The organism is Arcobacter iocasae, from assembly GCF_042214795.1.
In the GTDB taxonomy this organism is placed as follows: Bacteria; Campylobacterota; Campylobacteria; order Campylobacterales; family Arcobacteraceae; genus Arcobacter; species Arcobacter iocasae.
Genome location: NZ_CP090177.1, coordinates 569,091 through 593,973, shown reverse-complemented (window position 1 = coordinate 593,973; position 24,883 = coordinate 569,091). Strand labels below are relative to the sequence as shown.

Here is a 24,883-nt window from a genome sequence, read left to right as displayed (position 1 = left end):
TTTTTAGATATAATATTTTAAATTGAATTGATAAAGGAGAAGCTATGGAAATTGGTAGATTACCTGAAATCGACGCTGCAAAAGCTAACCATGATATTAAGATTCAGAAAGTTCAAGAAGTTGATGAAAAAGACAAAATTGTTCCTGATGAAAAATATAAAAATGCAAAAACAAACGAGCAAAGTGAAAAGCTAAATGAAGTTGTTTTGGATAATGTAAAGTTTGGCTACAATAAAGATACAAAAGACTTCTTTGTAAAAGTTACAAGGGGTAATGCTGAATTTAAATATCCAACAGAAGATATGATGAAAGTAAAAGCTCATTTACATGAGTTAGTAGATAATTTAAATAAAAATAATTAATTAAGGTTTGGCTTTGGCATCAGATTTATCAAATATTTTAAAAGACGAGCTATCTAATACTTTAGAGCAGTTGCTCTCTCAACCGACCAAATGTGAAAATGTTGAAAAAGCTGACTTTTCTAAAGTTGATTCTTCTCAATGTGTTGAAATTGATGTTAAATTTGAATTTAAAAATATTTCATCAACTTGGAATTTTTTTATTCCAACTTCTAGTGCAGCAAGATTTGAATATTTAATGCTTGGTGGAACAGGAGATTTAAAAGAGCATATCGATGATGAAATTACAGATGCAATAAATGAAATAGTTTCAAATATATGTGGAAGTATCTCAACATCAGCAAATGCACAAGGTTTCCCTGATATCTCAGGACTTAAGCATGAAATTCTCGGTTCAAAGATTATTGAATGTAATGGGAAAAAGAATGATGATAATACTTACTCATTTAAACTAAATTTAGATAATAAAACATCTGAAGTAATTATCTCTTTTGATGATGTAATACTTCCTTTTCTTTCAGAAATAACAGGTGAAGAAGCAGATGTTATTTCAAATAATGAAAACTCTTCTCAAGGTTCTTCATCTTTACCTACTACTAATGGCATTGATTCTTTATTATCTAATGAATCATCAAAAAATCTAAAACTTCTTTTTGATATAAAGTTAAAACTAAGTGTTAGACTTGGAACAAAATTATTTTTATTAAAAGATATTTTAAAATGGGATATTGGTGAAATTATTGAATTAGAACAAATGGTTAATGAGCCTTTAGATATTTTAGTAAATGGAATTAAAATAGGAGAAGGTGAGGCTGTTATTGTTGAAGGAAAATTTGGTTTAAAAATTAAGAATATTGGAAATGATTCATCACGATTAAGTCAATTAGGATTAGGATAAAATATGGATAAGAGTACAGTCGGAGGATTTGGGGCTGGTTGGGCACTAATCGCTCTTGCAATTATGCTTGGTGGAGTTGGATTTGGTCCATATATTGATATTCCATCAGTTGCTATTGTATTTGGAGGAACTATTGCCGTAACTGCTGGGCAATTTCAACCAAGTGAGTTAAAAAGAGTTGGTGCGGGATTTAAGATTGCTATGAATGAATCAAAAGTTGAACCACTTCCTGAGTTGATTGAAAAAATTATTTTTTATGCAACTGAAGTAAAAAAACACGGTGTTATGCAAATAGAACAAAAAGTTTTAACTGAATCAAATGCTTTTTTTAAAGAGGCATTTCAATTACTAGTAGATGGTACAAAACCTGATGTATTAGTACCTTTGTTAGAGTTAAAGTTAGAGCATATGGATAAGAGACATACTTCTTTAATAGGTGTTTTTTCTAGTATTGGTGGAACAGCTGGTTCTATGGGGATGATTGGAACACTTATTGGACTTGTGGCTATGCTTGCAAATCTTTCTGATCCAGCAGCAGTTGGTCCTGCAATGGCTGTCGCATTGATTACAACATTATATGGGGCATTAATAGGTACATTAATAGCTGGGTTAATTGAATCTAAATTAGATCAAAAACACAAAACAGAAGTAACTGCATGTGAGGTAATAATTACTGGAACTTCAATGATATCAGCAGAAGAATCAATTGGTAATATTAAAATGAAATTAAATGCAATATTAGTTGAATCTCCTCAATGATAAAGTATAACAATGGCTGATAAAAAATGTCCTGAATGTCCAAAATGTTTGCCAGGTTGGTTAGTACAATTTGGTGACTTGATGTCCTTATTACTAACTTTTTTTATTCTTTTATTGTCTATGGCAGTAATGGATAAAAAGAAAGTAGAAGAGTATTTTGATATAATGAGAAAAGCTATGGGCTTTTTAGATCAAACACAAGATACAGTAAAAAGGGATGAATCAACTAATACATCAAAAGATGCATCAAATGATGCAGATAGTAATGCTCAAGATACAGCAGCTGCGGCAGATGAGATGAGCCAAATTGCTCAAGAGATTAATGAACAAGTTTCAACTCAAAGTGAGCAAGTACAAATTACTGAAGGCAATAATGAATTTACTTTAGATATCCCTTCTTCAATTATGTTTAATGAAGGAGAATATGACTTATCAAATAGGTCAGCCAAGAATTTTATTTCTAAAATTGCGAGAGTAATTAGAACTATGCCTCAAACATTTGATATAGAAATTATAGGATATACTGATAGAAGTAATTTTAAAAGTGATACTATCCCAAGAGATGGTTGGGATCTTTCTGCATTAAGAGCTATTTCTGTTGTAAAAGAATTGATTAAAAATCGTATAGATCCTGCTCAATTGAAAGTTTCTGCATATAGTTCATATAGACCAAAAAGTGAAAATGCAGTAGAAAATAGAAGAGTTGAAATAAGATTTGTTTCTGCAACGGAACAAAAAAATATATTAGAAAAAGAAAATTTCTTTGATAGGTTGGAACAATGATGGATATAACAAATAATGTTGATGTATCAACATTAAACCAAAAAAAATTTGACAATGTAAATACTAATAACTTAAATGATAAAAAGTTAAAAGAGGTATGTGATAATTTCGAATCATTTTTCTTAAAAGAAATTATGGATGTCTCTTTAAAATCTTCACCAATAGCTGGTGAAGGAGCAGGGTCTGATATCATAAAAGGAATGTATACTGATGCAATTTCAAATGATGTTGCTGGAGGAATGGGCATTAGTGATATGTTGTATGATTTTTTGAGCAAAAAAAATAATAGTTAAATTAGGCAATAACATGATTAAAAATATTACAGAAGAAATGAGTTCTTTAGTTGTAAAGATGAAAGATTTAATAAATAGTGATATTGAAGATATAAAAGCTGCACATCATGAAAAACTTTTAGATAGAAATGATGATAAACAAGAATATATGAATAGAATAATTGAATTAAGAAAAAGCTTAAACGATGAGTTAGTTAATAAAATGCAAGAAGGTGTTGATATTAATGCTTATAGAGATGATGTAGATACTTTAGAAAAAGAGTTACAAGAATTACATCTATTAAATGCAAAATTAGCTTCAATTGTTCTTCCAATTCAACAAATGTATAAAGATATTGTTGAAGAATTAACAAGTCAAAGTGGAGGGAATATAGTTGAAATTAAAGTTTAGTTTAGTTTGTCTATTTTTTCTTTTTACACTAAAACTTTTTTCATATGAAGTTATTATTGCAAAAATCGATATTCCTTTTAGAAGTGCATTAACTCCATCTAATGTTGCTATTTTGAAAATAGAAAAACTACCTGATGATTGCAAACCTATTAGTTTGAAAGAGTTAAAAGAAAGAAAATATTTTACAAGTAAGTATTTACAAAAAGACAAAATTATTTGTCACAGTGATTTAAAAAAAGAGGATTCAAATAGAGTTATATTTAATTTTGGCTCAATACAAATTGAAACACCAGGTAAAATAATGTATGAAAATGATGAATACATTAAAATAAGAAAAGAGAATGGGAAAGTAGAAAAAATATATAAAGATGGAAGAGATAAATGAATATGCTATCATTTTTAGGTGAAACACCAACAAAGGCTTTAAGAAAAGCCCAAGAAGAGTGTGGAGAAGATGCAATAGTAATTTCTACAAAAAAAATCTCAGATCCAGACAGTAAAAAGAGCATGTACGAAGTGGTTGTAGCCTTAGAAGAAGACTATGATACAAATAAGAATAAAAAGCCATCATCTTTTACTAAAAAAATTGTAACAAGTAATGGCAAATTAAAAGATAAAGATTTTTCTGCAAAAGTGTATGACTTTAAAGAAGAAATTCTTAAAATGCAAGATGCAATTGAACAAGTTCAAAAATCAATTTGGGATCCCAAATCACAACTTTATGATTTAACTATACCACCTGAATTTGTGGATATTTATAATCTTTTTGAATCAAATGAGTTTGACCAAGAGATGACATATACTATAATGAAAAAAACAATTAGACAATTGCCTGTAGGAATGAAATCTAACCCCCATAAAATAAATGATTTTTTTAAATTGATACTTAGACGAATCATTCCTATAAAAAATGAGGTTCCACTTCGTAAGCATCAAAGAAAAATTATGATGATGGTAGGACCAACTGGAGTTGGCAAAACAACTACAATAGCAAAATTAGCAGCTCGTTATGCCTATAAATTAGGGGAAAACTATAAAGTAGGTGTTGTAACATTAGATTCATTTAGAGTTGGTGCAATTGAACAATTACAAGCTTATACAAATATTATGCGATTACCTTTAGAAATTGTTAAAAAGCCAGAAGATTTGGTAGAGTCATTATTAAGATTAAAAGATTGTAATTATATTTTTATAGATACTGCTGGTTCAAGTCAATATGATATAGATAAAATAGAGTTAATAAATGAGTTTCAAAAAAAAGTAGATGAACTTCCAATTGAGAAAGTTTTGGTCCTTCCTGCAAATGTTAAACAAAGCGATTTAATGGATATTTATACAAATTATTCAAGACTTAATATTGATTATTTAACTTTTACAAAACTTGATGAAACTAAAAGTTTTGGAAACTTAATCTCTTTCGCACACAAAACTAAAAAATCTATCACTTATATGTCAATTGGACAGAATGTTCCTGATGATTTAGTGGTTTCTAATTCATCATTTTTAATTGATTGCTTTATGAAGCACACATGTGTTAAGTAGGAAAAAAGTTGATTAATACTATTTCGACACAAGCCAATAAATTAATTAATCTTACAAAAAGAAAACAAAAAATTAATCCTTCGAATACTAAATTATTAACAATAACCTCTGGAAAGGGAGGTGTTGGAAAATCAACATTTACTGCGAATATTGCTTCTTTATTAGCAAAAAGAGGACTTAAAGTTGCAGTAATAGATGCAGATATTGGCTTGGCAAATATGCAAGTGCTTTTTGATGTAAAACCTGCTTTAACATTGTTTGATTATATTGATGGTAAAGCTAATTTAGAAGAAGTATTTATTAAAACAAAATACCCTAATATTACTTTAATTGCTGGTAAAAGTGGCTATCAATATTCTAAGCACTCAAATAGTTTAGTACTAGCAAGAATTGTACAAGATGTAATTGATATAGAAATTTTTGATATAGTATTAATTGATACAGGAGCTGGATTAAATGAATATGTTAAAGAATTTTTATCAATTTCAGGAAATATTTTAGCTTTAACTACAACAGATCCTAGTGCATTAACAGATGTATATGCATTGATGAAAATGCTCTCCAAAGATAAAAGTTCGCTTATGTTGTCTTTTAATCATACAAAAAACTTCAAAATAGGGGAATCTATAACTAATTCATTGCAGAACCTAGCACTCAAAAATAGATTAAATCCTAATTTTATGATAGAATATATGGGTAATGTAAGCAGTTCTAAAAATATTTCAACAACTGGAAGATTGAGAAAATTATTTGTAAACGAGTTTGAAGATCAACTAGTTACAAGAGAATTGGAGTTTATTGTTAGCTCATTGCTAAAAAAATTAAATAAATAGAGTTTGGATAAAAAGTGATTATAGAAAGATTTTCAAAAACAGTTATTGCAAGTGGAATTTTACGATTTTATGTAGCAACTGGTTTTTTTGGTATATCTTTATTTTTTTTATTCAATGTAAATCTATTTACACCTATGGAAATTGTGTTAGGTGTTGTTTTTGCAACAGTTTTTTTAAAGACTTTGTCAAATGTGATGTTATCTTTACTGATACTATTATTTAATCTTGATAATAAAAAAGCTGAGTTAGATTTTAAATATCATACACAAAAAATTGATGAACTATTAAGTGAGTTAACAACAACTGACTCAAATAGTAAAAATACTAGTACAACAAACTAGAGGAGAATTAAATGGATATTTCAGGAATTAATGGCATTTCCAATGTTTTTAATAAAAACAATGTTCAAAAAACAAATGACACTGAAAATCAAGGTGAATCATTTGCCTCAATGCTAAAAAATGCAGTTAATGAAGTAAATGATACTCAAGTTGATGGATACAAAGCAATGGAAAATATTGCAACTGGAAAAGTAGAAAATCTACAAGAAGCTGTTTCTAAAATAGAAGAAGCAGAATTGACTTTGAAACTTGCTCTAGAGGTTAAAAATAAAGCAATGGCAGGATTTAAGCAAGTAATGTCAATGCAAGTTTAGGATTAGGGAGTTATTATGGGCTTTTTTGATGGATATAATATAGCAAGCTCTGGAATGAGTGCACAAAGAACGAGAATAAATGTTGTTAGTGCAAATATTGCAAATGCTAAGACTACACATTCAACAGATGGTGGTCCTTATAAAAAACAAAATGTCGTTTTTCAAGAGATGCTATTAAGTGAAAACGAAAAATTAAAAGCCAATGATAGTCAGGATAAACAATCTACTCTTCCAAGTAAAAACTTAAGTGGAGTAGGAATAAAACAAATAGTTGAATCAAAAGATAAACCTGTTATGAAGTTTGAACCAGATCATCCTGATGCAAATGCAGATGGTTATGTTGCCTATCCAAATATTAATCCTGTTATAGAAATGGTTGATTTAATAGAGGCTATGAGATCTTATGAAGCCAATGTTTCGGCATTTACAACTACTAAAACAATTGATACGAAAACATTAGAACTATTAAGATAATAACTCCTTATAAGGATAAAGTATGAGCAATGAATTAGAACTTTTTACTACTCCAAAATCAACAGAAATAACAAATAATTCTAAAATTACACAGAATAATTCTCAAAAAAAAGAAGGTGAATCTCTATTTGACAAATTTTTAACAAAAGCAAAAACTGATATTGAAAATGTTGAAAATGAGACAAAATCAAATGTAAAAGAAGTAAAAAAAGATACAAATACAGACAAATCAGAAAAAACTGATACTTCAAAAATAGAATCAAAAACAGAAACAAAAGTAGATACAACAAAAACTGATGGAAAAACAACTTCTTTGATGGATAGATTAATACAAGAGACAAAATCAAATGTAAAAGAAGTAAAAAAAGATACAAATACAGACAAATCAGAAAAAACTGATACTTCAAAAATAGAATCAAAAACAGAAACAAAAGTAGATACAACAAAAACTGATGGAAAAACAACTTCTTTGATGGATAGATTAATACAAGAGACAAAATCAAATGTAAAAGAAGTAAAAAAAGATACAAATACAGACAAATCAGAAAAAACTGATACTTCAAAAATAGAATCAAAAACAGAAACAAAAGTAGATACAACAAAAACTGATGGAAAAACAACTTCTTTGATGGATAGATTAATACAAGAGACAAAATCAAATGTAAAAGAAGTAAAAAAAGATACAAATACAGACAAATCAGAAAAAACTGATACTTCAAAAATAGAATCAAAAACAGAAACAAAAGTAGATACAACAAAAACTGATGGAAAAACAACTTCTTTGATGGAAAGATTAATACAAGAGACAAAATCAAATGTAAAAGAAGTAAAAAAAGATACAAATACAGACAAATCAGAAAAAATTGATACTTCAAAAACTGAATCTAAAATAGAAACAAAAGTGACTTCTTTAAGCGATAGTTTAATTCAAGAGACAAAATCAAATGTAAAAGAAGTAAAAAAAGATACAAATACAGACAAATCAGAAAAAACTAATACTTCAAAAACTGAAGCTAAAAACGAAACAAAAGCAGATGCAAAAACAACTTCTTTAATTAATAACTTAGTTCAAGAAACAAGTGAAAATACAATAGAAGTAAAAAAAGACTCTCTTACTCAAAATAAAGAAAAACTTGATAGTTCAAAAAATGATGTAAAAAAGAATTTAACTCTTGGTGATATAAAAAATGGTGAGATTAATGTCAAAACAGATTCTAAGAGTGAAAATAAACTAGATAATGTTACAAAAAATATTCAAAATGAATTAAATGATATATCAAATAAAAAAGTTGAAAAAGAAGTTACAAATCAAAAAACTTCTAATGAGAATGCAGATATTAAAAATCAAAAAGACTTGAATCTAAATAAGCCATTATCAAATGAAAAGATTGAAAAACAAATAGTAAATAATATTAATGAAAACTCTAAAACAACTTTAGAAAATGATAGTTCAAAAACTTTAAGTCCAGAAATCAAAAATCAAAAAGCTGCAAATGATTTATCTAAATTAAATATAGAAACAAAAAATGAAAAAACTACTTTAAGTAATGAAAAAATAACATCATCTGAAGATAAAAATACAAAGAATGAGTCTTTAATTGATAAACTTTTAAAAGAAAATGGCTCTAAAAAAGAGAGTACATCAACACAACAATTAATAAAACCTAATGTAAGTAATTCAGTTGAGTTATCTAAGTCAAAAAATGATTTATTAACTAATATTTATATGAGTACTCAGAAAAAATCCGTAGATGTAAAAAAACTTGAAACAAAGCATGAAGGTGTAGAAATTGCAAAAAATGCAACAACTACAAAAGAAGTTGAACAAAGTGCAAAAGTATTGAATCTAGGTTTAGAAAAAGTTGAAGTAAAAATTGAAAAAAGTGTAGAGTCTCAAAGTGAAACTAAACTCTCATCAACATTTGAAAGATTATCATTTATTAAAAATGGATCAAGTAATTCAAAAGAGTCTAAAGACTCTAGCGAAGAGAAATTTAAAGATGAAAAAGGAAGTTTTTTAATTCAGAATAAAAAATTAGATGAGAAGTTTTTAGATTCAAAGTTAGTTAACTTAACTGTTAGTTCTGCTGCTGCACAAACAATACAAAATAGAATTATAGGGGCAAGACAACATATGTCTACTATGATGTCAGATTTAGCTAGAGTGATGTATGAAAACTATAATCCTCCAGTAACTGCATTTAGGGTAAACTTAAATCCTTCTGCTTTAGGAAATATTGCTATTCTTATTAGAGGTGATGCAAAAAATAATTCTTTATCAATTAGTATGAAGTCAAGTAATAATTCAACCAAAGAAAACTTAGTTGAAAATCAATCTATGCTAAAAGATAGTTTATTTAAGAGTTTTGCAGGAGGAGCTACATCTTTTGATTTAGATTTTGGTAGTTATGAAGGTGATAATACTCCTTCTGAAAACCCAAATATGAATCAAAATAAAGAATTTTCAAGTGAAACTATAAGTGTAAATAACAAAATAGAAGAGACTGAAGTAAAAGATAGTAAATACATGTAATGGAAGCATTATTATCTTTACTTAATGAAAGTACGGTAATAAATTTTTTATTACTTTTTGCTAGAATTTTAGCTTTCATGGCATTTATGCCAATATTTGGACATAAAGTTGTAAATGTTAGAATGAGAGCAGCTTTATCTTTTTATGTAACACTTTTTTTATTTCCTATGCTTGAAATTGAATCTCAAGTTACTTCAAGTGGATTTTTAATTGCTATACTTTCAGAAGCAACTTTAGGCTTAATTGCATCTATGCTTGTAAATATTATATTTAATGCAGTAAAAATGATTGGTGAGTTTGTTGGTTATGCAACAGCACTTTCAATGGCTAGTTTTTTTGATCCAGCTTCTGGTACAAATGAAGGTATTCTAGCAAGGCTAATGTTCTATATTAGTCTGGCAGTTTTTTTTGAATCAGGAATGTATGAAATGACTTTTTCCATTTTGGCAAAAAGTTTTACAATAGTTCATTTAGGTGCATTTGATATTTATTCATATGATGGTATAAAATTGCTTATTGATGAAATTAATAGAATGTTTGCTTTTACTTTTGCTTTTGCTTTCCCATTATTTTTTATTGGCTTTGTAATTGATATTTATTATGCCTATGGAACAAAATCTATGCCAGCATTTTCACCATTTGTTATTACTTTTCAGTTAAAATTTGCTTTAATTATGATATTTATTATGATGGGAATGGAAGTGTTCACTGAAGCTTTTACCAATTATTTTATTACAAAATTTCAATAGGGAGGGTTTATTATGGCTGAAGAATTAGATAAAACCGAAGAACCCACCGCCAAGAAATTAGAAAAAGCAAGAGGTGAAGGAAATGTTCCTAAGTCTGGTGAAGTAGTTGGTGCTGCTATACTTTTATTTGGAACAGTGTATATGCTTTTTTGGAGTACTTATACTTATGATTCTATAAAAAAACTCATGATTTATATTTTTAATCAAATTGGACAAGAGTTAACTTCTACAGATTATTATAATATAACAAATACAATTATTACAACAATATTTTATTCTTTGGCACCCTTTTTTTTAGTGGTTATTTTATTGGCAATTATTTTAAATGTAGTACAATTTGGAATTTTGATGAATCCAATAAAATTAAAATTTGAGAAATTGAATCCAATAGGTGGAATTAAAGGCTTATTCTCTTTAAAAAAATTATTGGAAGCTACAAAATTATTAGCAAAATTGACATTAATAGTTTTTGTTATGACTATCTTATTTGGACTTACTTATAAAGCTTTTTTAGCAATGATGGATAAAGATATTACTTCTTCTTTAGACGCAATGTTTACACTTTTATTATATTTCGTTGGAGCTATATTATTTATAGTAATATTATTTGCTATAATAGATTATTTTTTCACTAGACATTACTATTTTAAATCACTTAAAATGAGTAAACAAGAAGTAACAGATGAACATAAAAATATGGAAGGGGATCCTAAGGTTAAAGCTAAAATAAAAGGGATTCAATATAAATTACACTACGAAAGAATGAGAGCCAGTGCAAAAGATGCAGATGTTGTTATTACAAATCCTACACATTATTCTGTGGCTTTACAATATGATAGTTCTGTAAACTCTGCTCCAAAAATTGTAGCAAAAGGAATTGACTTTTTAGCTTTAAAAATTAGAGATGTTGCAAAAGAAAATAAAATCCCAATTATTGAAAACCCTGCTTTAGCAAGGGCTTTATATGATCAAATTCAAATTGATCAAGAGATACCTGGAGAATTTTATCAAGCCATGGCTGAAGTATTCTCTTATGTATATGAATTAAATAAAAATAAAAGGTAAGTTTTGAAATTTTTAATAATACTGTTTTTACTATTTACTATTTCAAGTGCAAAAGTAGATTTTTATTATAGTTTTATAGACCCAGCAGGAACACAAATTTCTGAGAAAAGAAAAAATGATATTAAAGATGGATTTGAATTACTTCAACAAATAAAGAAATTGGCAAAAAATGGAAAAGTTGATGAAGCTTTTGCTGAAATTGAAAGTTTTAAAGCAACAAATAAAATTGATATATTAAATTCGGATATTTTACTTACTTATTCAGAAATCGCCCTTAAAAAAGCTAGCAAAAGAATCATCTCTGAAGCTTCTAATGAATTAGAACTAGCTATAAATACTGGTCAAATAAATGAGGATGACTTATCAAAAGCATATATGCTAATGGTTGATTTTAAATTAGAAACAAATAGGGTAAAAGAAGCAAAATATTTTGCTGAAATTATTATAAATAATTTCTCTGATAAAATTACGAATGCCTATGGACAAATTTATTTAGCTAAGGTATATAAGCACACAAAGTCTTATTCAAAAGCTATTAAAACTTTATACAATATTTTAGTAAATACAACTGATGTTTTAGTAGCTACCATTGTTGCTGATGAGCTATTTGATATTTATATTTTAGATGGTCAAAAGGAAAAAGCATATGAACTTATATCAAAAGTTTTGAATAAAAACATTGATTATTATTCAGAAGATTCATATGTTGCTTTAAGAAAGGTTGACAAACTTGTTGATGCAAATATGCCAGAATTTGCGGTTGAAATTTTAAAAGAGCTTTTAAATAGGGCAAAGCAAGAAGAGTTTATTGAAGAATTTAAGTTCAAATTAGCAAATGTTTATATGGAAATGTATGATGGAACAAACTACTATTTATATAAAGCAAAAGAGTTATATAAAGATATTTTAACTGATTATCCAAATGGTTTATATGCAAATGATGCGAAAATGTATATTGATGAGATACTAATGAGAGAGGGAAATATTACACCTCAGTTGATTGTCTCAAAGTACCCGAATTCAGAGGCTATGAAACAAAAAGCATTACTTCAAGAATTATTGAATTTTAAAAAAGAAAAGAAATATGATTTTATTTTAAAATCAAAAAGAGTTTATGGCAAAATTGCTGATACAATTACGAAAAGATTTGCATATAAAAATGTTGGTGAAATTTTCGATGAAGTTAATGTTGATTTAATAAAGCAATATTTGAAAAATGATCAGTGCTCTTTAATGAATAAAGCTCTTAAAACTTCTAGAAAAGAGACATTAGAACTTTTAATTGAAGATAAAAATGTAAAATATAATTTTTTTGAATGTTTAATTGAAGTTCCTTATGAAAGAGCTTATGAAATGTTAAAAGAGACTTTTAATACAAGTCGTGATGCAACATTATATCTATATTTAGAAAGAATGGCTTACTCTTTAGGCTTAGTGGATGATGCTATGGATTTTTCTTCAAAAGTTGAAATGGTAAATAATAAAGATGTTTTAGCAAAAGAATTTTTATATAGATTTTTAGTTTATAGTGCAAAAAAAGACTCAATTGCCATGGAGAAATTTTTCTATTATGCAACTAGATTTCCTGAATTTATAACAAAAAATGAGAATAATCCTCTTATAATAGATTTTTATTATCAATATTATTTATATTTAATTGGAAAAGATAAACAAGATGAAGCTGAAAAAGTTTTAAATAAGTTGTATACTAAACAAAAAGAGTTTGATGCATATGTTTATTCTCCTTTTGTAGATATTGAACTAGCAATGATAGAAAAAAGAAAAAACAATATACCTAGGGCAATTGAGTATTTAACAGATTCTATTAAAAATACAAGAAATATGAAAGCTAATGATCAAGCAAGAGTTGATTATGAGCTGATAAGATTATATGATAGTGAAGGCTTAAGCGCATTGAAAAATGAATTTATAACAAAATGTAAAGATATTAAAAATACAAAAGACTCTTTATATAAAGCCATGTGCGATAAGATGTAAAATGACAGATTTAGATAAGTTTATAGATAATATTGATAAGAATAATTTAATAATTCCTTTTGGAAGAATTACTCACATAAGTTCAACTACAATAAAAGCAGTGGGAATAGAAGTAGCTGTTGGAGATATTGTAAAAATAGAATCTGAACAGCATTTGTATACTGTTTTAGGAATGACTGCTTCTGTTGAAAGCGATGGATTTAAGATTGTACCCTTTTCTTTTATTGAAGGCTTTAGAATTAATGATAAAGTTTTTTTACAAAAAGATGGACTAACGGTAAAAAGTGGATATGGATTATTAGGAAGAGTTGTAAATGCTTTAGGTGAACCTATTGATAAAAAAGGTAAAGTAAAGGATTTAGAACAAAACTCTGCAATAAATAAATTATCAATTCCTGCTTTAGAAAGGGGAATTATTGATGAAAGGTTTTCAACAGGTGTTAAGGCAATAGATTCAATGCTAACATCTGGAAAAGGACAAAAAGTTGGTATTTTTGCTGGAAGTGGTGTTGGAAAATCAACTTTAATGGGGATGATTGTAAAAGGATGTGAAGCCCAAATAAAAGTTGTAGCACTAATAGGTGAGAGGGGAAGAGAAATTCCTGAGTTTATTCACTATAATTTAAATAATAATCTAGAAAATACAATAATTATTGCTGCAACTTCTGATGAATCTGCTTTAATGAGGAAATATGGTGCTTTTACTGCCATGGCAATTGCTGAGTTTTTTAGGGACAAAGGGCATGATGTTCTACTAATGATGGATTCAGTTACAAGGTTTGCAATGGCTCAAAGGGAAATAGGCCTTAGTATTGGTGAACCACCAGTTAGTAGGGGATATCCACCTTCTGTTTTTGCACTTTTACCTCAATTGATGGAGCGAGCTGGAAATACAGAACTTGGCTCTATAACTGCATTTTTCACTGTATTAGTTGATGGTGATGATATGAATGATCCAATTGCAGATCAAAGTAGATCTATCCTTGATGGGCATATAGTTTTGACAAGAGAATTAACAGAACAAGGTCAATATCCACCTATAGATTTATTAAGATCAGCATCAAGGGTTATGGATAAAGTTGTTAGTCCTGAGCATTATAATGGATTTTTAAAGTTAAAAAGAGTATTATCACTAATAAAAGAGAACGAAATATTAATTCGTGTTGGTGCTTACAAACAAGGTATGGATAAAGAATTAGATGATGCTTTAGCAAAAAGAGAGAAAATAAAAAGCTTTCTTTTTCAAGGAACAGTTGAAAAATATGACTTTAACCAGATTTTTAACCAATTTATGGAGGTGATTAAATGATTAATACAGACAGATCAACCCTATACAGATTAGATATACTGAATCAACAACAAATGAGAGTTAATTATCAACAAAGTACAAAGAAAAAAATTGATGATGGAAGTGATGATTCTGTTGTTTATTCTCAACAACTATTTTTAGAAGATAAACTTAATGTTTATAATGGATTAAAAACTCAAATAAATAATACTACAGCACAAAATGATGTATCAGATTCAACGCTTGCTGGAATAAAAGATTTATTAGATACCATTAAAAAAGAGATTATCAAAGGTAGAAATGACACAAATGATGACATTTCAAGAAAATCTATTGCAACACAAATCGAAGGGGCAAAAGAGAACTTATATACTATGGTTAATGAAAGAGTTCAAGATGAATATATATTCTCTGGTTCAGAGACTAATAAACAAGCTTTTACACAAGATGCAAATGGAAAAGTATCATATAACGGTAATACAACTTTAAGAAAAAGTGCTGTAGAAATAGATTCTTATCGAGACAGAGGTGTTACAGGATTAGATATTATGTCATATACTACAACTGCTGGAGTTTCTGGACAGCCGTTGAGTTTTAAAGAAGGTGAAAGAATAATTGATGATAATGGTAGAGAGTGGAAATTAAATGATGCACAAACTGTTCTTGTAGAGTATGATGAAGATGGTAAATCAACTAAAAATTTTATTGAAGTAAAAACAACAGGTGAATCACCTGATAAAGTACATGAAATAACTAGTCTTCCTACAAATGAAGATGGTAGTGAAAAAACTTTTACTGCAAAACACAATACTTTTGATGCTATAGATGATGCGATAAAGGCTTTAAAAAGTAATGATGGGGATGCTATGTCTTTAGCTCTTGAAAGTTTGAATAATGCTTGGAATGCTGCGAATACAGCACATGGAGAGCTAGGGGCAAGAAATGCAACATTTGAAGCAGCAGAGGAAAGAATTACTACAAAAACAACTCATTTTGATGTTTTAGCAATTCAAAATAATGATGCGGATCTGACTAAAGTAGCGATTGAGTCACAACAGTTGCAGTTAATTTATACATCACTTTATTCAAGTATTAGCAAGGCAAGCAAATTATCTTTAGTTAACTATTTAAGTTAATAAAATTTTTAATATATGAACATAAGAAAGATATTTTCAAAAGATTTATTTGCAGTAGCATTTTTTATTGCAATATTATCTATTATAATTGTTCCTTTACCGAAATTTATACTAGATTTCTTTTTGATTTTATCTTTGTCAATTTCTTTATTGATTTTACTTATTGGTTTATATATTCAAAAGCCTACAGATTTAACAACATTCCCTACACTTATTTTAATATTTGCGCTATTTAGGCTATCCCTAAATATCGCAACAACTAGATCAATTTTAACAGATGGACATAATGGTCCAGATGCTGTAAGTTCTATTATTTCTGCTTTTGGGAACTTTGTTGTTGGTGGAAATATGGTAATTGGTATTGTTGTATTTATTATTTTAGTACTTATTAACTTTATGGTTGTAACAAAAGGTTCTACAAGGGTTGCAGAAGTAACAGCTAGATTTACACTTGATTCTATGCCTGGTAAACAAATGGCTATTGATGCTGATTTAAATGCTGGATTTATTGATGATAAAGAAGCAACAGATAGAAGACATGAATTAATTGCAGAAGCAAACTTTTATGGGGCAATGGATGGTTCTTCAAAGTTTGTTCAAGGTGATGCAACAGCAGGTATTATTATTACAGTTGTAAATATTATTGGTGGACTTTTAATCGGTGTATTCCAACATGATTTAAGTATTTCAGAAAGTGCTAGAATTTTTACTATTTTAACTATTGGTGATGGTTTAGTTGCCCAAATTCCAGCTTTGATTTTATCAACTGCAACCGGTATTATTATTACAAGATCTAATCTTGATAAAGATAATTTTGCTGATCAAGCAATTAGTCAACTTGTAAGTGATTCAAAAGTTTTAATTTTACTTGGAATTACTTTAATCTTATTTTCTATGATTCCTGGTTTTCCAACAGGAATATTGGTCGTAATGGGATTATTGTTAGGTGGTACAGGTTATATTATCTATATGATTGATTCAGGTAGTGAAAATAGTTTTACAAGATTTTTCTCTAAAAAAGAAGAAGTAGAAAAACAAGATATTTTAGAAAAAATTAAAGAACAAAAAGATAAAGCTGCTAAACCAGAAAGTGATAAAGAAACTATTGATAATATTATGAAAATGGAAGTTTTAGAATTAAAACTTGGAATGAGGCTTTTACAACTTGTTCAGGGTAATTCTGAATTATTAGATAAAATTAGAGGAATTAGAAAAACTGTTGCTGCTGATTTGGGATTTATTATCCCTCAAATAAAGATTTCAGATGATGCAACTTTAAATTCAAATCAGTATTCTTTATTTTTAAAAAGAATACCCCTTGCGGTTGCAAGCGTAGAAGTTGATAGACTCCTTGCTATGGGAGGAACTTCTAAGGCTCAATTAGATGGTAAAAAAGTAAAAGAGCCTGTTTTTGGTCTTGATGCCACATGGATAAATCCTGATTTAAGAGATGATGCATTATTAAAGGGATTTACAGTAGTTGATGCCCCAACTATTATATCTACTCATATTTCTGAGATAATAAAAAGACATGCAGAAGATATTCTTACTAGACAAGATATTGTTGATATTGTTGATGGATTGAAAAAAGATTTCCCAATAGTTGTAGATGAAGCTATGAAATTAACTTCACATGGAACACTATTAAAAGTTGCAAAAGATCTTCTTCATGAAGGTATACCAATTGTAGATATGTTAACAATTATTGAAGCAGTAGCAGATATTGCAGAGTATACTAAAGTTCCTGATGTATTGTTAGAGCATGTTAGAAGTAAATTATATAGACTTATTACTAATAGATATTTGGATACTGATAATATTTTACACATCATTACTATTAAACCAGAACTTGAACAAGGCTTTATTGGCAAGCTTCAAGATAAAGGTGGAGCATCACAGTTATTGTTATCAATTGGTGAGATTAATGACTTAGTTACTCATACAAAAGAGTTACTTAAAACTGTAGAAGCAAAAGGTTATACAAAAGTTGCTATGGTTGTAGATCCAGTGTTGAGAAAAAGAATTTCTGAAATTTATGAAAAATTTGGCTTAGAAATTGCTGTCTTGAGTCATGCAGAACTTGATTCTAAAGCTAATTTTTCAATTGAAGGTACATTAGAGTTTTAATCATGAATTTATATTTTAAACTTTTTATATTAATAATTTTTACATCTTTTCTTTATGGAGATGTTGTTGTAAAATCAAGTGATAATTTCATTTTAAATGAAAATTATGTTTTTGAAATAGAAGCAGATGGTACAGATGTCGAGTTTCCTAAAATAGATAAAATAGATAACTATGTAGTTTCTAATTTAGGAACTAGTAGAACTATGACCAGCACTAATGGCAATGTGGTAAATAAGATTAAAAAAACATATGCAATAAAACCTACAAAAGAGTTCACTTTACCATCTTTTGAAATAAAAGTTGATGGAAAGATTATAAAGACAAAAGAGAAACTTGTAAAAGAAATTATTCCTAGTAAAACAAAATCAAAAAATTTTGATTTTAAAATTTCATTAAATAAAACCTCTTTATATACTGGTGAAGATGCAATTTTAAATATGAGATTTAAATATAAAAAAGACTTACAAATATCAGATTTAGGTTTTAATATGCCTGTTTTTAATGATATTTGGAGTAAAAAGATTGATGAAAAGAATAAAAGCTATGAAGAAAATGGCTTTGTTGTTCAAGAGTTAAACTTTTTAATTTCTCCTCAAAAAGCTGGTCACTTAAGAATAGACCCTATAAAAATAGAAGCAAAAGTAATTGATGAAAATGCTTTTACTTACTCTTTATTTTCACAAGCTGCAAAATTAGAAAAAATATACTCTAACTCTCTTAATTTAGATGTAAAACCATTACCTAAAGGTATTAATTTAGTAGGTGATTTTTCTATAAAAACTTCCGTATCTAAAGATGAAATAAATGAAGGTGATTCCTTGTCTTTTAAAGTAGAGATTGATGGAACTGGGAACCTTGATGATATGGAAGATATAAAATTAAATATTAAAGATGCAACAATATTTGAGGATAAACCAAAAATCCAAACAAAAATTGTAAATGACAAATATACAGGTTCATATAAAAAGTCTTTTTCAATAATTGCAAATAAAGATTTTGAAATACCACAAATACAGCTTAAATATTTTGATAAAGCTACTCAAAAAGTTGTTATTAAAAATACTCCAAGTTATAAAATAAAAGTAAAAAATGTAAAAAAACAAGAGAGTTTTACAGGACTAGAAAAAGCTCAACCTGAAAAACAAGTTGAAGTTGTAAAAGAAAAAATAGTTTATAAAACCTCTTTAAATAAAATGATATTATCATTTGTTTTAGGTGTTTTTCTGACAATAATATCTTTTGCTTTATATTTTTATATAAAAGCCAAAAAGAATTCAAAACAAAAAGATGATTTACCTCTTATAAAATTAGTAAAAAAATCTAAAAATGAAAATGAAATGATGAAGATACTTCTTCCATATATTGGATATAATAAAAATCTTGATGAGCTGATTTTTAAACTTGAAAAAGATAAATCTATTGATTTGAAAATTACTAAAAACGAGATTATAAAAATATTAGAAACTTTAGATTTGTAAAAGGATATTTATGAAAATTGTTGCTGTTTTTCTTCTAAGTGCAAGTTTATTATTTGCAATGGAATATTATTCAAAATTAGAACCATATGATAGTTTTGTAGTAAAATCTTCTGTAAGTGGAAAAGTACTTTTTACAAATGAAGAAGTAGAAGGTAAATACCTAAATAAAAAAACAAAAATTGTAGAAATAGACAATAGTGTAGATAAAATAGAACTTGCTCAAACAAAAAATAAATTAAAAGTTTTAGATTCTATGTTATATATTCAACAAAAAAATTATAATAGATTATATAAAATATCTTCAAAATCAGCTTTTGAAAAAGATAATCAAAAAATCCAAGTTTTAAATTTAGAATCAACAAAAAGTGATTTGATAATAAATATAGCCAATCTTGAAGATACAATTAAAAATAAAGTTTTGTGGGAAGATAAAATCTATATTTATAATATAAATGTTAAAAAAGGAGATTATGTTACTCCTGGAACTTTATTATATGAATCAAAAGATTTGAGCAAAGCAAAGCTAGAAATTTATATTCCTATTTCTGATTATGATTCAATTTCTAATAAAACAATATACTTAGATGGCAAAAAAAGTGATTTAAAAATTGACAAAATTTATAAAGTAGCTGATAGTAAACATATCTCTTCATATAAAGTAGAAATAATAGTGCCTAATCCTAAAACTTTTTCTAGACTTGTTAAAATAGAATTTAAATAGAAAAACTTGAATTATAAAGAACTTTTAGTTAATTATCCGCTTGTAAGAAAGCTCTCTATTCTTCAAGTAATAGCTTATTTTGGAGCTTGGTTTTCAAATGTTGCTATTTATACTATGCTTGTAAACTTTGGCTCTAGTGCCTTTGCTATTTCCCTTGTTACTGCTATGCATTTTATTCCAGCAATCGTGATAGCGCCCTTATCTGGTACCATTATAGACAGATTTAAAATCAAACCTCTAATGCTAACACTTTTAAGTACAGAATTATGCATGACCTTACTACTTCTTACTATTAATGATAAAGAAGATATTTGGCTTTTGATGATACTTATTTTTATACGAATGAGTAGTGCTTCTATGTTTTTCTCTGCTGAGATGACACTATTACCTAAAATAGTTTCAGGTGATGTTTTAAAAAAAACAAATGAAATCCACTCTATTATTTGGTCATTTACTTATGCTTTTGGTATGGCAATGAGTGGGCTTGTTGTAAATTATTTTGGAGTTAAGATAGCCATTCTTTTAGATGCTTTGTTTTTTATTGTAGCAATATTGGTTTTTTTTAATATTGAATTTAAAGTAGAAATTGTACATACAAAAGAGAAAGTTTTATCTATGATAAAAGGTGGCTTTTTATATATAAAAAGTAATAAGTATGTTCTTCATCTCTTGCTACTTCATGCCTCAGTTGGATTAACTTCTTTTGATACACTTGTAACATTACTAGCTAAAAATGAGTATAAGTATGTAATAGCAGTACCTTTATCAATAGGTATAACAAATGCCATTAGAGCAATAGCACTTATGGTAGGTCCATTTATTATTACAAATTGGGTAAATAAAGATAGATTAACCCTTTTATTTATTTTTCAAGGCTTAGGCATAATTTTATGGGGAATTTTTCAATTTAATTTTTATTTGGCACTAATTATGGTTTTTTTAACTGGTTTTACTACAACAACTATTTGGTCAATGAGCTATGCTTTTATACAAGAAAGGGTTGAGCACAAATATTTGGGACGAGTAATTTCATATAATGATATGATATTTATGTTATCAAATGTACTTACCACATTTTTTATTGGTATTTTAGCAGATATTATTCCTCTTAGTTTTATTACAATTATTTTAGGTTTTGCTTTTATTCTTGTCGCTTTTTATTATAAAAAAGTTGTAAAAGTTCTCTTATAAAAGTTCTATATCTTTTATATCATCTGTAGATAATTTCTCCATTTTCTCTTCAACTATATTTAAAAACAGAGCTTTATTATTCTCATCCATATTATTTTCAACCATTTCAGTAATATATTTTATACCGTTTGCATTTATTTTTTTTACACTTGCTAAGTAGTGAACAAAAGAGACCATTTTTGTATCATTGATTGAATATAGTTTTTTAATCTCTTTTTTTTCAGGTAAAAGTCCTTTATCTTCGTACATTTTTAGAGTTCTTACTTTTGTCCCTAAAAGTTCTGCAATACTACTTAAAGGTAATATTTCCTTGTCATTGTCTATTAAAGCCACTAATTTCCTTTTTCACAATTATACATTTTTTACTATAAATAATGTTTAAATTACACAGAAACTAAGATTAAATTAAGAAAGTTATGCAATAATAAACACTTAATATGTAAAAAATTAACATTTACTATGTTAATTTAAAACATATTGTATGGAAAAAAAATACAAAAAAAGGTAAAATTTATGTCATCATATAATATTATGATAAGAAAACCAGAAAAATCTGACGCAATTCAAATCTATGATTTGGTAAAAGACAGTAAGGTTTTAGATTTAAATTCTGAGTACCTTTATTTACTTCAATCAACACATTTTTCATCAACTTGTGCGGTTGCATTACATGAAGATAAAGTTATAGGTTTTGTATCTGGATATTTAAAACCAGATGAAAATAACAGTTTGTTCATATGGCAAGTTGCAGTTGATGGAAAATATAGAGGAAATGATATAGCAGGTCGACTAATCATGAATATAATTAAAAGAGATTTTTTAGATGTTGAAAAAATCTATACAACAGTGTCACCTAGCAATATATCATCAATAAAGGTTTTTGAAAAGGTTGCCAAAGGGCTAAATACAAAAATGACTAGTAGTACATTTTTTGAAAAAAATGACTTTAAAAACAGTCATGAAGATGAGACTCTATACGAAATAGGGCCATTTAAAATAAAGGAAGAAAAATAATGAGAATATTCGAAAATTTAGAATCAGAAGTAAGAGGATATATTAGGAGTTTTCCAACAATATTTGAAACTTCAAAAGGAGCTGTTTTAACGAATGAACAAGGTGAAGACTTTATTGATTTTTTTGCAGGAGCAGGAACACTAAATTATGGACATAATAATGAGCATATCAGTAAAGCATTGATTGAATACATACAAAAAGATGGTGTTATTCATGGTCTTGATATGGCAACAAGTGCAAAAAAAGATTTTTTACAAACATTTAATGACACAATATTAGTACCTAGAAACTTAGATTACAAAATACAATTTACAGGACCAACAGGAACAAATGCAGTAGAAACTGCACTTAAGCTTGCAAGACTTGTAAAAGGAAGAAGTAATGTTGTTTCTTTCACTAATGGTTTTCATGGTCTTACTCAAGGTTCATCTTCAGTAACTGGAAATAATGATTATAGAGATGAGAGTTATATTAGTAGATCAAATGTATCATTTATGCCATTTGATGGTTATTTTGGTGATATGAATACAATGACTATCTTTAGAAAATTTTTAGAAGATAGTAGTAGTGGACTTGATATTCCAGCAGCTGTAATTGTTGAGACTATTCAAGGTGAAGGTGGAATTAATGTAGCTAGTAAAGAGTGGTTGCAAGAGCTTGAATCTATTTGTAGAGAGTATGATATTTTATTAATCATTGATGATATTCAAGTTGGTAATGGAAGAACTGGTGAATTTTTCTCATTTGAATTTGCAGGAATCAATCCTGATATTGTAACTGTATCAAAATCAATTGGTGGTGGATTACCAATGGCAATTGTATTATTAAAACCAGATTTAGACCAATGGAAACCAGGTGAACACACAGGTACATTTAGAGGAAACAACTTAGCCTTTGTAGCTGCAACAGTTGCGATTTCACATTATTGGCAAAATGATGATTTATCAAATGCAGTTAAATATAAAGAAAAACTTTTAAAAGAGACTTTAGAAAAAATAGCTGATAAATACAAAGATACCTTTGATATTGTAATTAGAGGTAGAGGTCTAGCTTATGGATTTGAAATCAAAGGTGATAATTCAGTTGCTGGTGAGATTTCAAAATATGCATTTGCAGAAAAACTAATTATTGAAACTTGTGGTAGTGAAGATCAAGTTGTAAAATTCTTACCACCATTAATTATTGATGAAGAGACACTAATAGAAGGTTTAAATAGACTTGAAATAGCTATTTCAAAACTAGTTGCAGATAAAAAAGAAAAATTAACAGAGGAATTTTAAGAAGATGATTGTATTAGATATAAATAAAGATATTATAGGCACAGATAAAGAAGTTCACGCAGAAGAAGGACAATGGGTTAGTAGAAGAATGCTTTTAAAAGGTGATAATATGGGATTCTCATTCCATGAGACTATCATAAAAGCAAATACGAAAACGCATATTCATTATCAAAACCATCTTGAAGCCGTTTATTGTGTAGCGGGAAATGGTAAAATCGAAGATTTGAAAACTGGAAAAATTCATGAGATTTATGATGGTGTTATGTATGCACTAAATGAACATGATGACCATAATTTATATGGTGGAACAGAAGATATGAGACTGATTTGTGTATTTAATCCTCCTATTAAAGGAACAGAAAACCACGATGAAAATGGAGTTTATCCATTAGAAGATTAATAAGAGGAGAAGATTAAATGCAGGATTTATATCCATCAAGACTAAATGAAGAAAAGATTATACAAAGAGTTGATAAAACAGTATATAGTAAAAAACAACAAGGTGAATACTCTTTAAATAATATTGAGTTAGATGAGTATGAAAAGAATGGATTTATCACATTTCCAAATATTTTTAAAGAAGATGAAATAGAACAGATGATTCAAGAGATAGACTTGATGGCTGAAAATGGTGATTTGATTAAAAATGAAGAGTTTATTTGTGAACCAACGAGCAATGAACTAAGAACGATTTTTAATCAACATCTTTTTAGTACTCTTTTTGAGAAGCTTTCAAAAGATCCTCGAATACTAAATAAAGTTAAGCAAATTTTAGGAAGTGATGTTTATATTCATCATAGTAGGATTAATATAAAACCAGCTTATCAGGGAAAATCTTTCCCTTGGCATAGTGATTTTGAAACTTGGCACACAGAAGATGGTTTGCCAAATTGCAGATGTTTAAGTGCTTGGGTTATGTTAAATGATAATACAGAATTTAATGGACCCTTATACTTAATTCCAAAAAGTCATAAAAAATATGTTTCTTGTAAAGGAAAAACACCAGAAGATAACTATAAAAAATCTTTAAAAAAACAAGAGTACGGAGTACCAAGTTTAAAAGCAATAGAACAATTAGTCAAAGATAGTAATATCGTAGGTGCATATGGAAAAGCTGGAACATTAGTAATCCATGATGGGAATATTATGCATGGAAGCTGTGATAATATTTCTCCATATAGTAGAACTAATGCATTTTTTGTTTTTAATTCAGTAGAAAATGTTCCAACAAAACCTTTTGGTGCTAAGAGCAATAGGGCTTCTTTTTTGGCATTAAAAGATTATGAACCAATAAAAAGTAACTAATAAGGTAATAA

The 24,883-nt window shown here is 27.7% G+C and carries 27 protein-coding genes; 26 read left to right on the top strand and 1 reads right to left on the bottom strand.

The window, feature by feature from the left end; translation table 11 throughout:
• The first annotated feature begins 44 nt into the window (after positions 1 to 44).
• From LXN10_RS03125 to LXN10_RS03020, 22 genes are read left to right on the top strand one after another with little or no spacing between them, the layout of a single operon-like run.
• Positions 45 to 362 carry a flagellin gene (locus tag LXN10_RS03125; protein ID WP_375724487.1) on the top strand — a complete coding sequence of 106 codons (318 nt, stop codon included), beginning with the start codon at positions 45 to 47 and terminating at the stop codon, positions 360 to 362.
• A gap of 13 nt (positions 363 to 375) precedes the next feature.
• Positions 376 to 1,257, top strand: a complete 882-nt coding sequence (locus tag LXN10_RS03120) for a FliM/FliN family flagellar motor switch protein (RefSeq protein ID WP_375724486.1) — start codon at positions 376 to 378, stop codon at positions 1,255 to 1,257.
• Between the two features lie 3 nt (positions 1,258 to 1,260).
• The gene (locus tag LXN10_RS03115) at positions 1,261 to 2,016 is read left to right on the top strand and encodes a motility protein A (protein WP_375724485.1); all 756 of its coding nucleotides are present in this window, start codon (positions 1,261 to 1,263) and stop codon (positions 2,014 to 2,016) included.
• A gap of 12 nt (positions 2,017 to 2,028) precedes the next feature.
• Positions 2,029 to 2,799, top strand: a complete 771-nt coding sequence (locus LXN10_RS03110; protein ID WP_375724484.1) for an OmpA/MotB family protein — start codon at positions 2,029 to 2,031, stop codon at positions 2,797 to 2,799.
• Positions 2,796 to 3,092, top strand: a complete 297-nt coding sequence (locus LXN10_RS03105) for a rod-binding protein (protein WP_375724483.1) — start codon at positions 2,796 to 2,798, stop codon at positions 3,090 to 3,092. The genes LXN10_RS03110 and LXN10_RS03105 overlap by 4 nt, the downstream gene beginning before the upstream one ends.
• 13 nt (positions 3,093 to 3,105) lie before the next feature.
• Entirely contained in the window at positions 3,106 to 3,483 is a 378-nt protein-coding gene (locus LXN10_RS03100) for a hypothetical protein (RefSeq protein ID WP_375724482.1), read from the top strand.
• Positions 3,467 to 3,868 (top strand): hypothetical protein, encoded by a 402-nt coding sequence (locus LXN10_RS03095; RefSeq protein ID WP_375724481.1) that lies wholly within the window; start codon positions 3,467 to 3,469, stop codon positions 3,866 to 3,868. The genes LXN10_RS03100 and LXN10_RS03095 overlap by 17 nt, the downstream gene beginning before the upstream one ends.
• On the top strand, positions 3,865 to 5,025 hold the full coding sequence (gene flhF, locus LXN10_RS03090; RefSeq protein ID WP_375724480.1) for a flagellar biosynthesis protein FlhF: 1,161 nt from the start codon (positions 3,865 to 3,867) through the stop codon (positions 5,023 to 5,025). Before LXN10_RS03095 ends, flhF begins: the two co-directional genes overlap by 4 nt.
• Before the next feature lie 8 nt (positions 5,026 to 5,033).
• Positions 5,034 to 5,858 carry an AAA family ATPase gene (locus tag LXN10_RS03085; protein ID WP_375724479.1) on the top strand — a complete coding sequence of 275 codons (825 nt, stop codon included), beginning with the start codon at positions 5,034 to 5,036 and terminating at the stop codon, positions 5,856 to 5,858.
• A gap of 14 nt (positions 5,859 to 5,872) precedes the next feature.
• The gene (locus tag LXN10_RS03080) at positions 5,873 to 6,199 is read left to right on the top strand and encodes a hypothetical protein (RefSeq protein ID WP_375724478.1); all 327 of its coding nucleotides are present in this window, start codon (positions 5,873 to 5,875) and stop codon (positions 6,197 to 6,199) included.
• Between the two features lie 11 nt (positions 6,200 to 6,210).
• Positions 6,211 to 6,513 carry a flagellar hook-basal body complex protein FliE gene (gene fliE, locus LXN10_RS03075; protein ID WP_375724477.1) on the top strand — a complete coding sequence of 101 codons (303 nt, stop codon included), beginning with the start codon at positions 6,211 to 6,213 and terminating at the stop codon, positions 6,511 to 6,513.
• Between the two features lie 15 nt (positions 6,514 to 6,528).
• The gene (flgC, locus tag LXN10_RS03070) at positions 6,529 to 6,987 is read left to right on the top strand and encodes a flagellar basal body rod protein FlgC (protein ID WP_375724476.1); all 459 of its coding nucleotides are present in this window, start codon (positions 6,529 to 6,531) and stop codon (positions 6,985 to 6,987) included.
• 22 nt (positions 6,988 to 7,009) lie between these two features.
• Positions 7,010 to 9,520, top strand: a complete 2,511-nt coding sequence (locus LXN10_RS03065) for a hypothetical protein (protein ID WP_375724475.1) — start codon at positions 7,010 to 7,012, stop codon at positions 9,518 to 9,520.
• A complete protein-coding gene (locus LXN10_RS03060) occupies positions 9,520 to 10,269 on the top strand; it encodes a flagellar biosynthetic protein FliR (protein ID WP_129101738.1) in 750 nt (249 codons plus the stop codon). The genes LXN10_RS03065 and LXN10_RS03060 overlap by 1 nt, the downstream gene beginning before the upstream one ends.
• Before the next feature lie 12 nt (positions 10,270 to 10,281).
• Positions 10,282 to 11,334 carry a flagellar biosynthesis protein FlhB gene (flhB, locus tag LXN10_RS03055; protein ID WP_375724474.1) on the top strand — a complete coding sequence of 351 codons (1,053 nt, stop codon included), beginning with the start codon at positions 10,282 to 10,284 and terminating at the stop codon, positions 11,332 to 11,334.
• A 3-nt stretch (positions 11,335 to 11,337) separates the two neighbouring features.
• Complete coding sequence (locus tag LXN10_RS03050) at positions 11,338 to 13,332, top strand: tetratricopeptide repeat protein (RefSeq protein WP_375724473.1); 1,995 nt, start codon at positions 11,338 to 11,340, stop codon at positions 13,330 to 13,332.
• A gap of 1 nt (position 13,333) precedes the next feature.
• Positions 13,334 to 14,641, top strand: a complete 1,308-nt coding sequence (gene fliI / locus LXN10_RS03045; protein WP_375724472.1) for a flagellar protein export ATPase FliI — start codon at positions 13,334 to 13,336, stop codon at positions 14,639 to 14,641.
• Positions 14,638 to 15,756 (top strand): flagellar hook-associated protein FlgL, encoded by a 1,119-nt coding sequence (gene flgL / locus LXN10_RS03040; protein ID WP_375724471.1) that lies wholly within the window; start codon positions 14,638 to 14,640, stop codon positions 15,754 to 15,756. Before fliI ends, flgL begins: the two co-directional genes overlap by 4 nt.
• Before the next feature lie 15 nt (positions 15,757 to 15,771).
• On the top strand, positions 15,772 to 17,883 hold the full coding sequence (gene flhA, locus LXN10_RS03035) for a flagellar biosynthesis protein FlhA (RefSeq protein WP_375724470.1): 2,112 nt from the start codon (positions 15,772 to 15,774) through the stop codon (positions 17,881 to 17,883).
• A 2-nt stretch (positions 17,884 to 17,885) separates the two neighbouring features.
• Positions 17,886 to 19,361: a BatD family protein gene (locus LXN10_RS03030; protein ID WP_375724469.1), complete on the top strand. Its 1,476-nt coding sequence runs from the start codon at positions 17,886 to 17,888 to the stop codon at positions 19,359 to 19,361.
• Positions 19,362 to 19,371: 10 nt separating this feature from the next.
• Complete coding sequence (locus LXN10_RS03025) at positions 19,372 to 20,082, top strand: hypothetical protein (RefSeq protein ID WP_375724468.1); 711 nt, start codon at positions 19,372 to 19,374, stop codon at positions 20,080 to 20,082.
• Positions 20,083 to 20,088: 6 nt separating this feature from the next.
• Positions 20,089 to 21,273 carry an MFS transporter gene (locus LXN10_RS03020; RefSeq protein WP_375724467.1) on the top strand — a complete coding sequence of 395 codons (1,185 nt, stop codon included), beginning with the start codon at positions 20,089 to 20,091 and terminating at the stop codon, positions 21,271 to 21,273.
• Here the strand turns inward: LXN10_RS03020 and LXN10_RS03015 are convergent.
• Positions 21,268 to 21,606: a MerR family transcriptional regulator gene (locus LXN10_RS03015; protein WP_129101729.1), complete on the bottom strand. Its 339-nt coding sequence runs from the start codon at positions 21,604 to 21,606 to the stop codon at positions 21,268 to 21,270. The two genes, LXN10_RS03020 and LXN10_RS03015, sit on opposite strands and share 6 nt — an antisense overlap.
• A gap of 180 nt (positions 21,607 to 21,786) precedes the next feature.
• Here LXN10_RS03015 and ectA point away from each other — a divergent pair, with 180 nt between their 5' ends.
• The 4 genes from ectA to LXN10_RS02995 are packed head-to-tail and all read left to right on the top strand — an operon-like array spanning position 21,787 to position 24,872.
• Entirely contained in the window at positions 21,787 to 22,287 is a 501-nt protein-coding gene (ectA, locus tag LXN10_RS03010; RefSeq protein WP_375724466.1) for a diaminobutyrate acetyltransferase, read from the top strand.
• On the top strand, positions 22,287 to 23,567 hold the full coding sequence (ectB, locus tag LXN10_RS03005) for a diaminobutyrate--2-oxoglutarate transaminase (protein WP_375724465.1): 1,281 nt from the start codon (positions 22,287 to 22,289) through the stop codon (positions 23,565 to 23,567). Before ectA ends, ectB begins: the two co-directional genes overlap by 1 nt.
• 4 nt (positions 23,568 to 23,571) lie before the next feature.
• The gene (locus LXN10_RS03000) at positions 23,572 to 23,967 is read left to right on the top strand and encodes an ectoine synthase (protein ID WP_375724464.1); all 396 of its coding nucleotides are present in this window, start codon (positions 23,572 to 23,574) and stop codon (positions 23,965 to 23,967) included.
• A 17-nt stretch (positions 23,968 to 23,984) separates the two neighbouring features.
• Entirely contained in the window at positions 23,985 to 24,872 is an 888-nt protein-coding gene (locus LXN10_RS02995; RefSeq protein WP_375724463.1) for a phytanoyl-CoA dioxygenase family protein, read from the top strand.
• Positions 24,873 to 24,883: the final 11 nt, after the last annotated feature.

Coding starts and splice junctions, on each gene's coding strand:
- LXN10_RS03125 (WP_375724487.1), top strand. CDS start 45: ATGGAAATTGGTAGATTACCTGAAATCGACGCTGCAAAAGCTAACCAT.
- LXN10_RS03115 (WP_375724485.1), top strand. CDS start 1,261: ATGGATAAGAGTACAGTCGGAGGATTTGGGGCTGGTTGGGCACTAATC.
- LXN10_RS03110 (WP_375724484.1), top strand. CDS start 2,029: ATGGCTGATAAAAAATGTCCTGAATGTCCAAAATGTTTGCCAGGTTGG.
- LXN10_RS03105 (WP_375724483.1), top strand. CDS start 2,796: ATGATGGATATAACAAATAATGTTGATGTATCAACATTAAACCAAAAA.
- LXN10_RS03100 (WP_375724482.1), top strand. CDS start 3,106: ATGATTAAAAATATTACAGAAGAAATGAGTTCTTTAGTTGTAAAGATG.
- flhF (WP_375724480.1), top strand. CDS start 3,865: ATGAATATGCTATCATTTTTAGGTGAAACACCAACAAAGGCTTTAAGA.
- fliE (WP_375724477.1), top strand. CDS start 6,211: ATGGATATTTCAGGAATTAATGGCATTTCCAATGTTTTTAATAAAAAC.
- flgC (WP_375724476.1), top strand. CDS start 6,529: ATGGGCTTTTTTGATGGATATAATATAGCAAGCTCTGGAATGAGTGCA.
- LXN10_RS03065 (WP_375724475.1), top strand. CDS start 7,010: ATGAGCAATGAATTAGAACTTTTTACTACTCCAAAATCAACAGAAATA.
- LXN10_RS03060 (WP_129101738.1), top strand. CDS start 9,520: ATGGAAGCATTATTATCTTTACTTAATGAAAGTACGGTAATAAATTTT.
- flhB (WP_375724474.1), top strand. CDS start 10,282: ATGGCTGAAGAATTAGATAAAACCGAAGAACCCACCGCCAAGAAATTA.
- fliI (WP_375724472.1), top strand. CDS start 13,334: ATGACAGATTTAGATAAGTTTATAGATAATATTGATAAGAATAATTTA.
- flgL (WP_375724471.1), top strand. CDS start 14,638: ATGATTAATACAGACAGATCAACCCTATACAGATTAGATATACTGAAT.
- flhA (WP_375724470.1), top strand. CDS start 15,772: ATGAACATAAGAAAGATATTTTCAAAAGATTTATTTGCAGTAGCATTT.
- LXN10_RS03030 (WP_375724469.1), top strand. CDS start 17,886: ATGAATTTATATTTTAAACTTTTTATATTAATAATTTTTACATCTTTT.
- LXN10_RS03025 (WP_375724468.1), top strand. CDS start 19,372: ATGAAAATTGTTGCTGTTTTTCTTCTAAGTGCAAGTTTATTATTTGCA.
- ectA (WP_375724466.1), top strand. CDS start 21,787: ATGTCATCATATAATATTATGATAAGAAAACCAGAAAAATCTGACGCA.
- ectB (WP_375724465.1), top strand. CDS start 22,287: ATGAGAATATTCGAAAATTTAGAATCAGAAGTAAGAGGATATATTAGG.
- LXN10_RS03000 (WP_375724464.1), top strand. CDS start 23,572: ATGATTGTATTAGATATAAATAAAGATATTATAGGCACAGATAAAGAA.
- LXN10_RS02995 (WP_375724463.1), top strand. CDS start 23,985: ATGCAGGATTTATATCCATCAAGACTAAATGAAGAAAAGATTATACAA.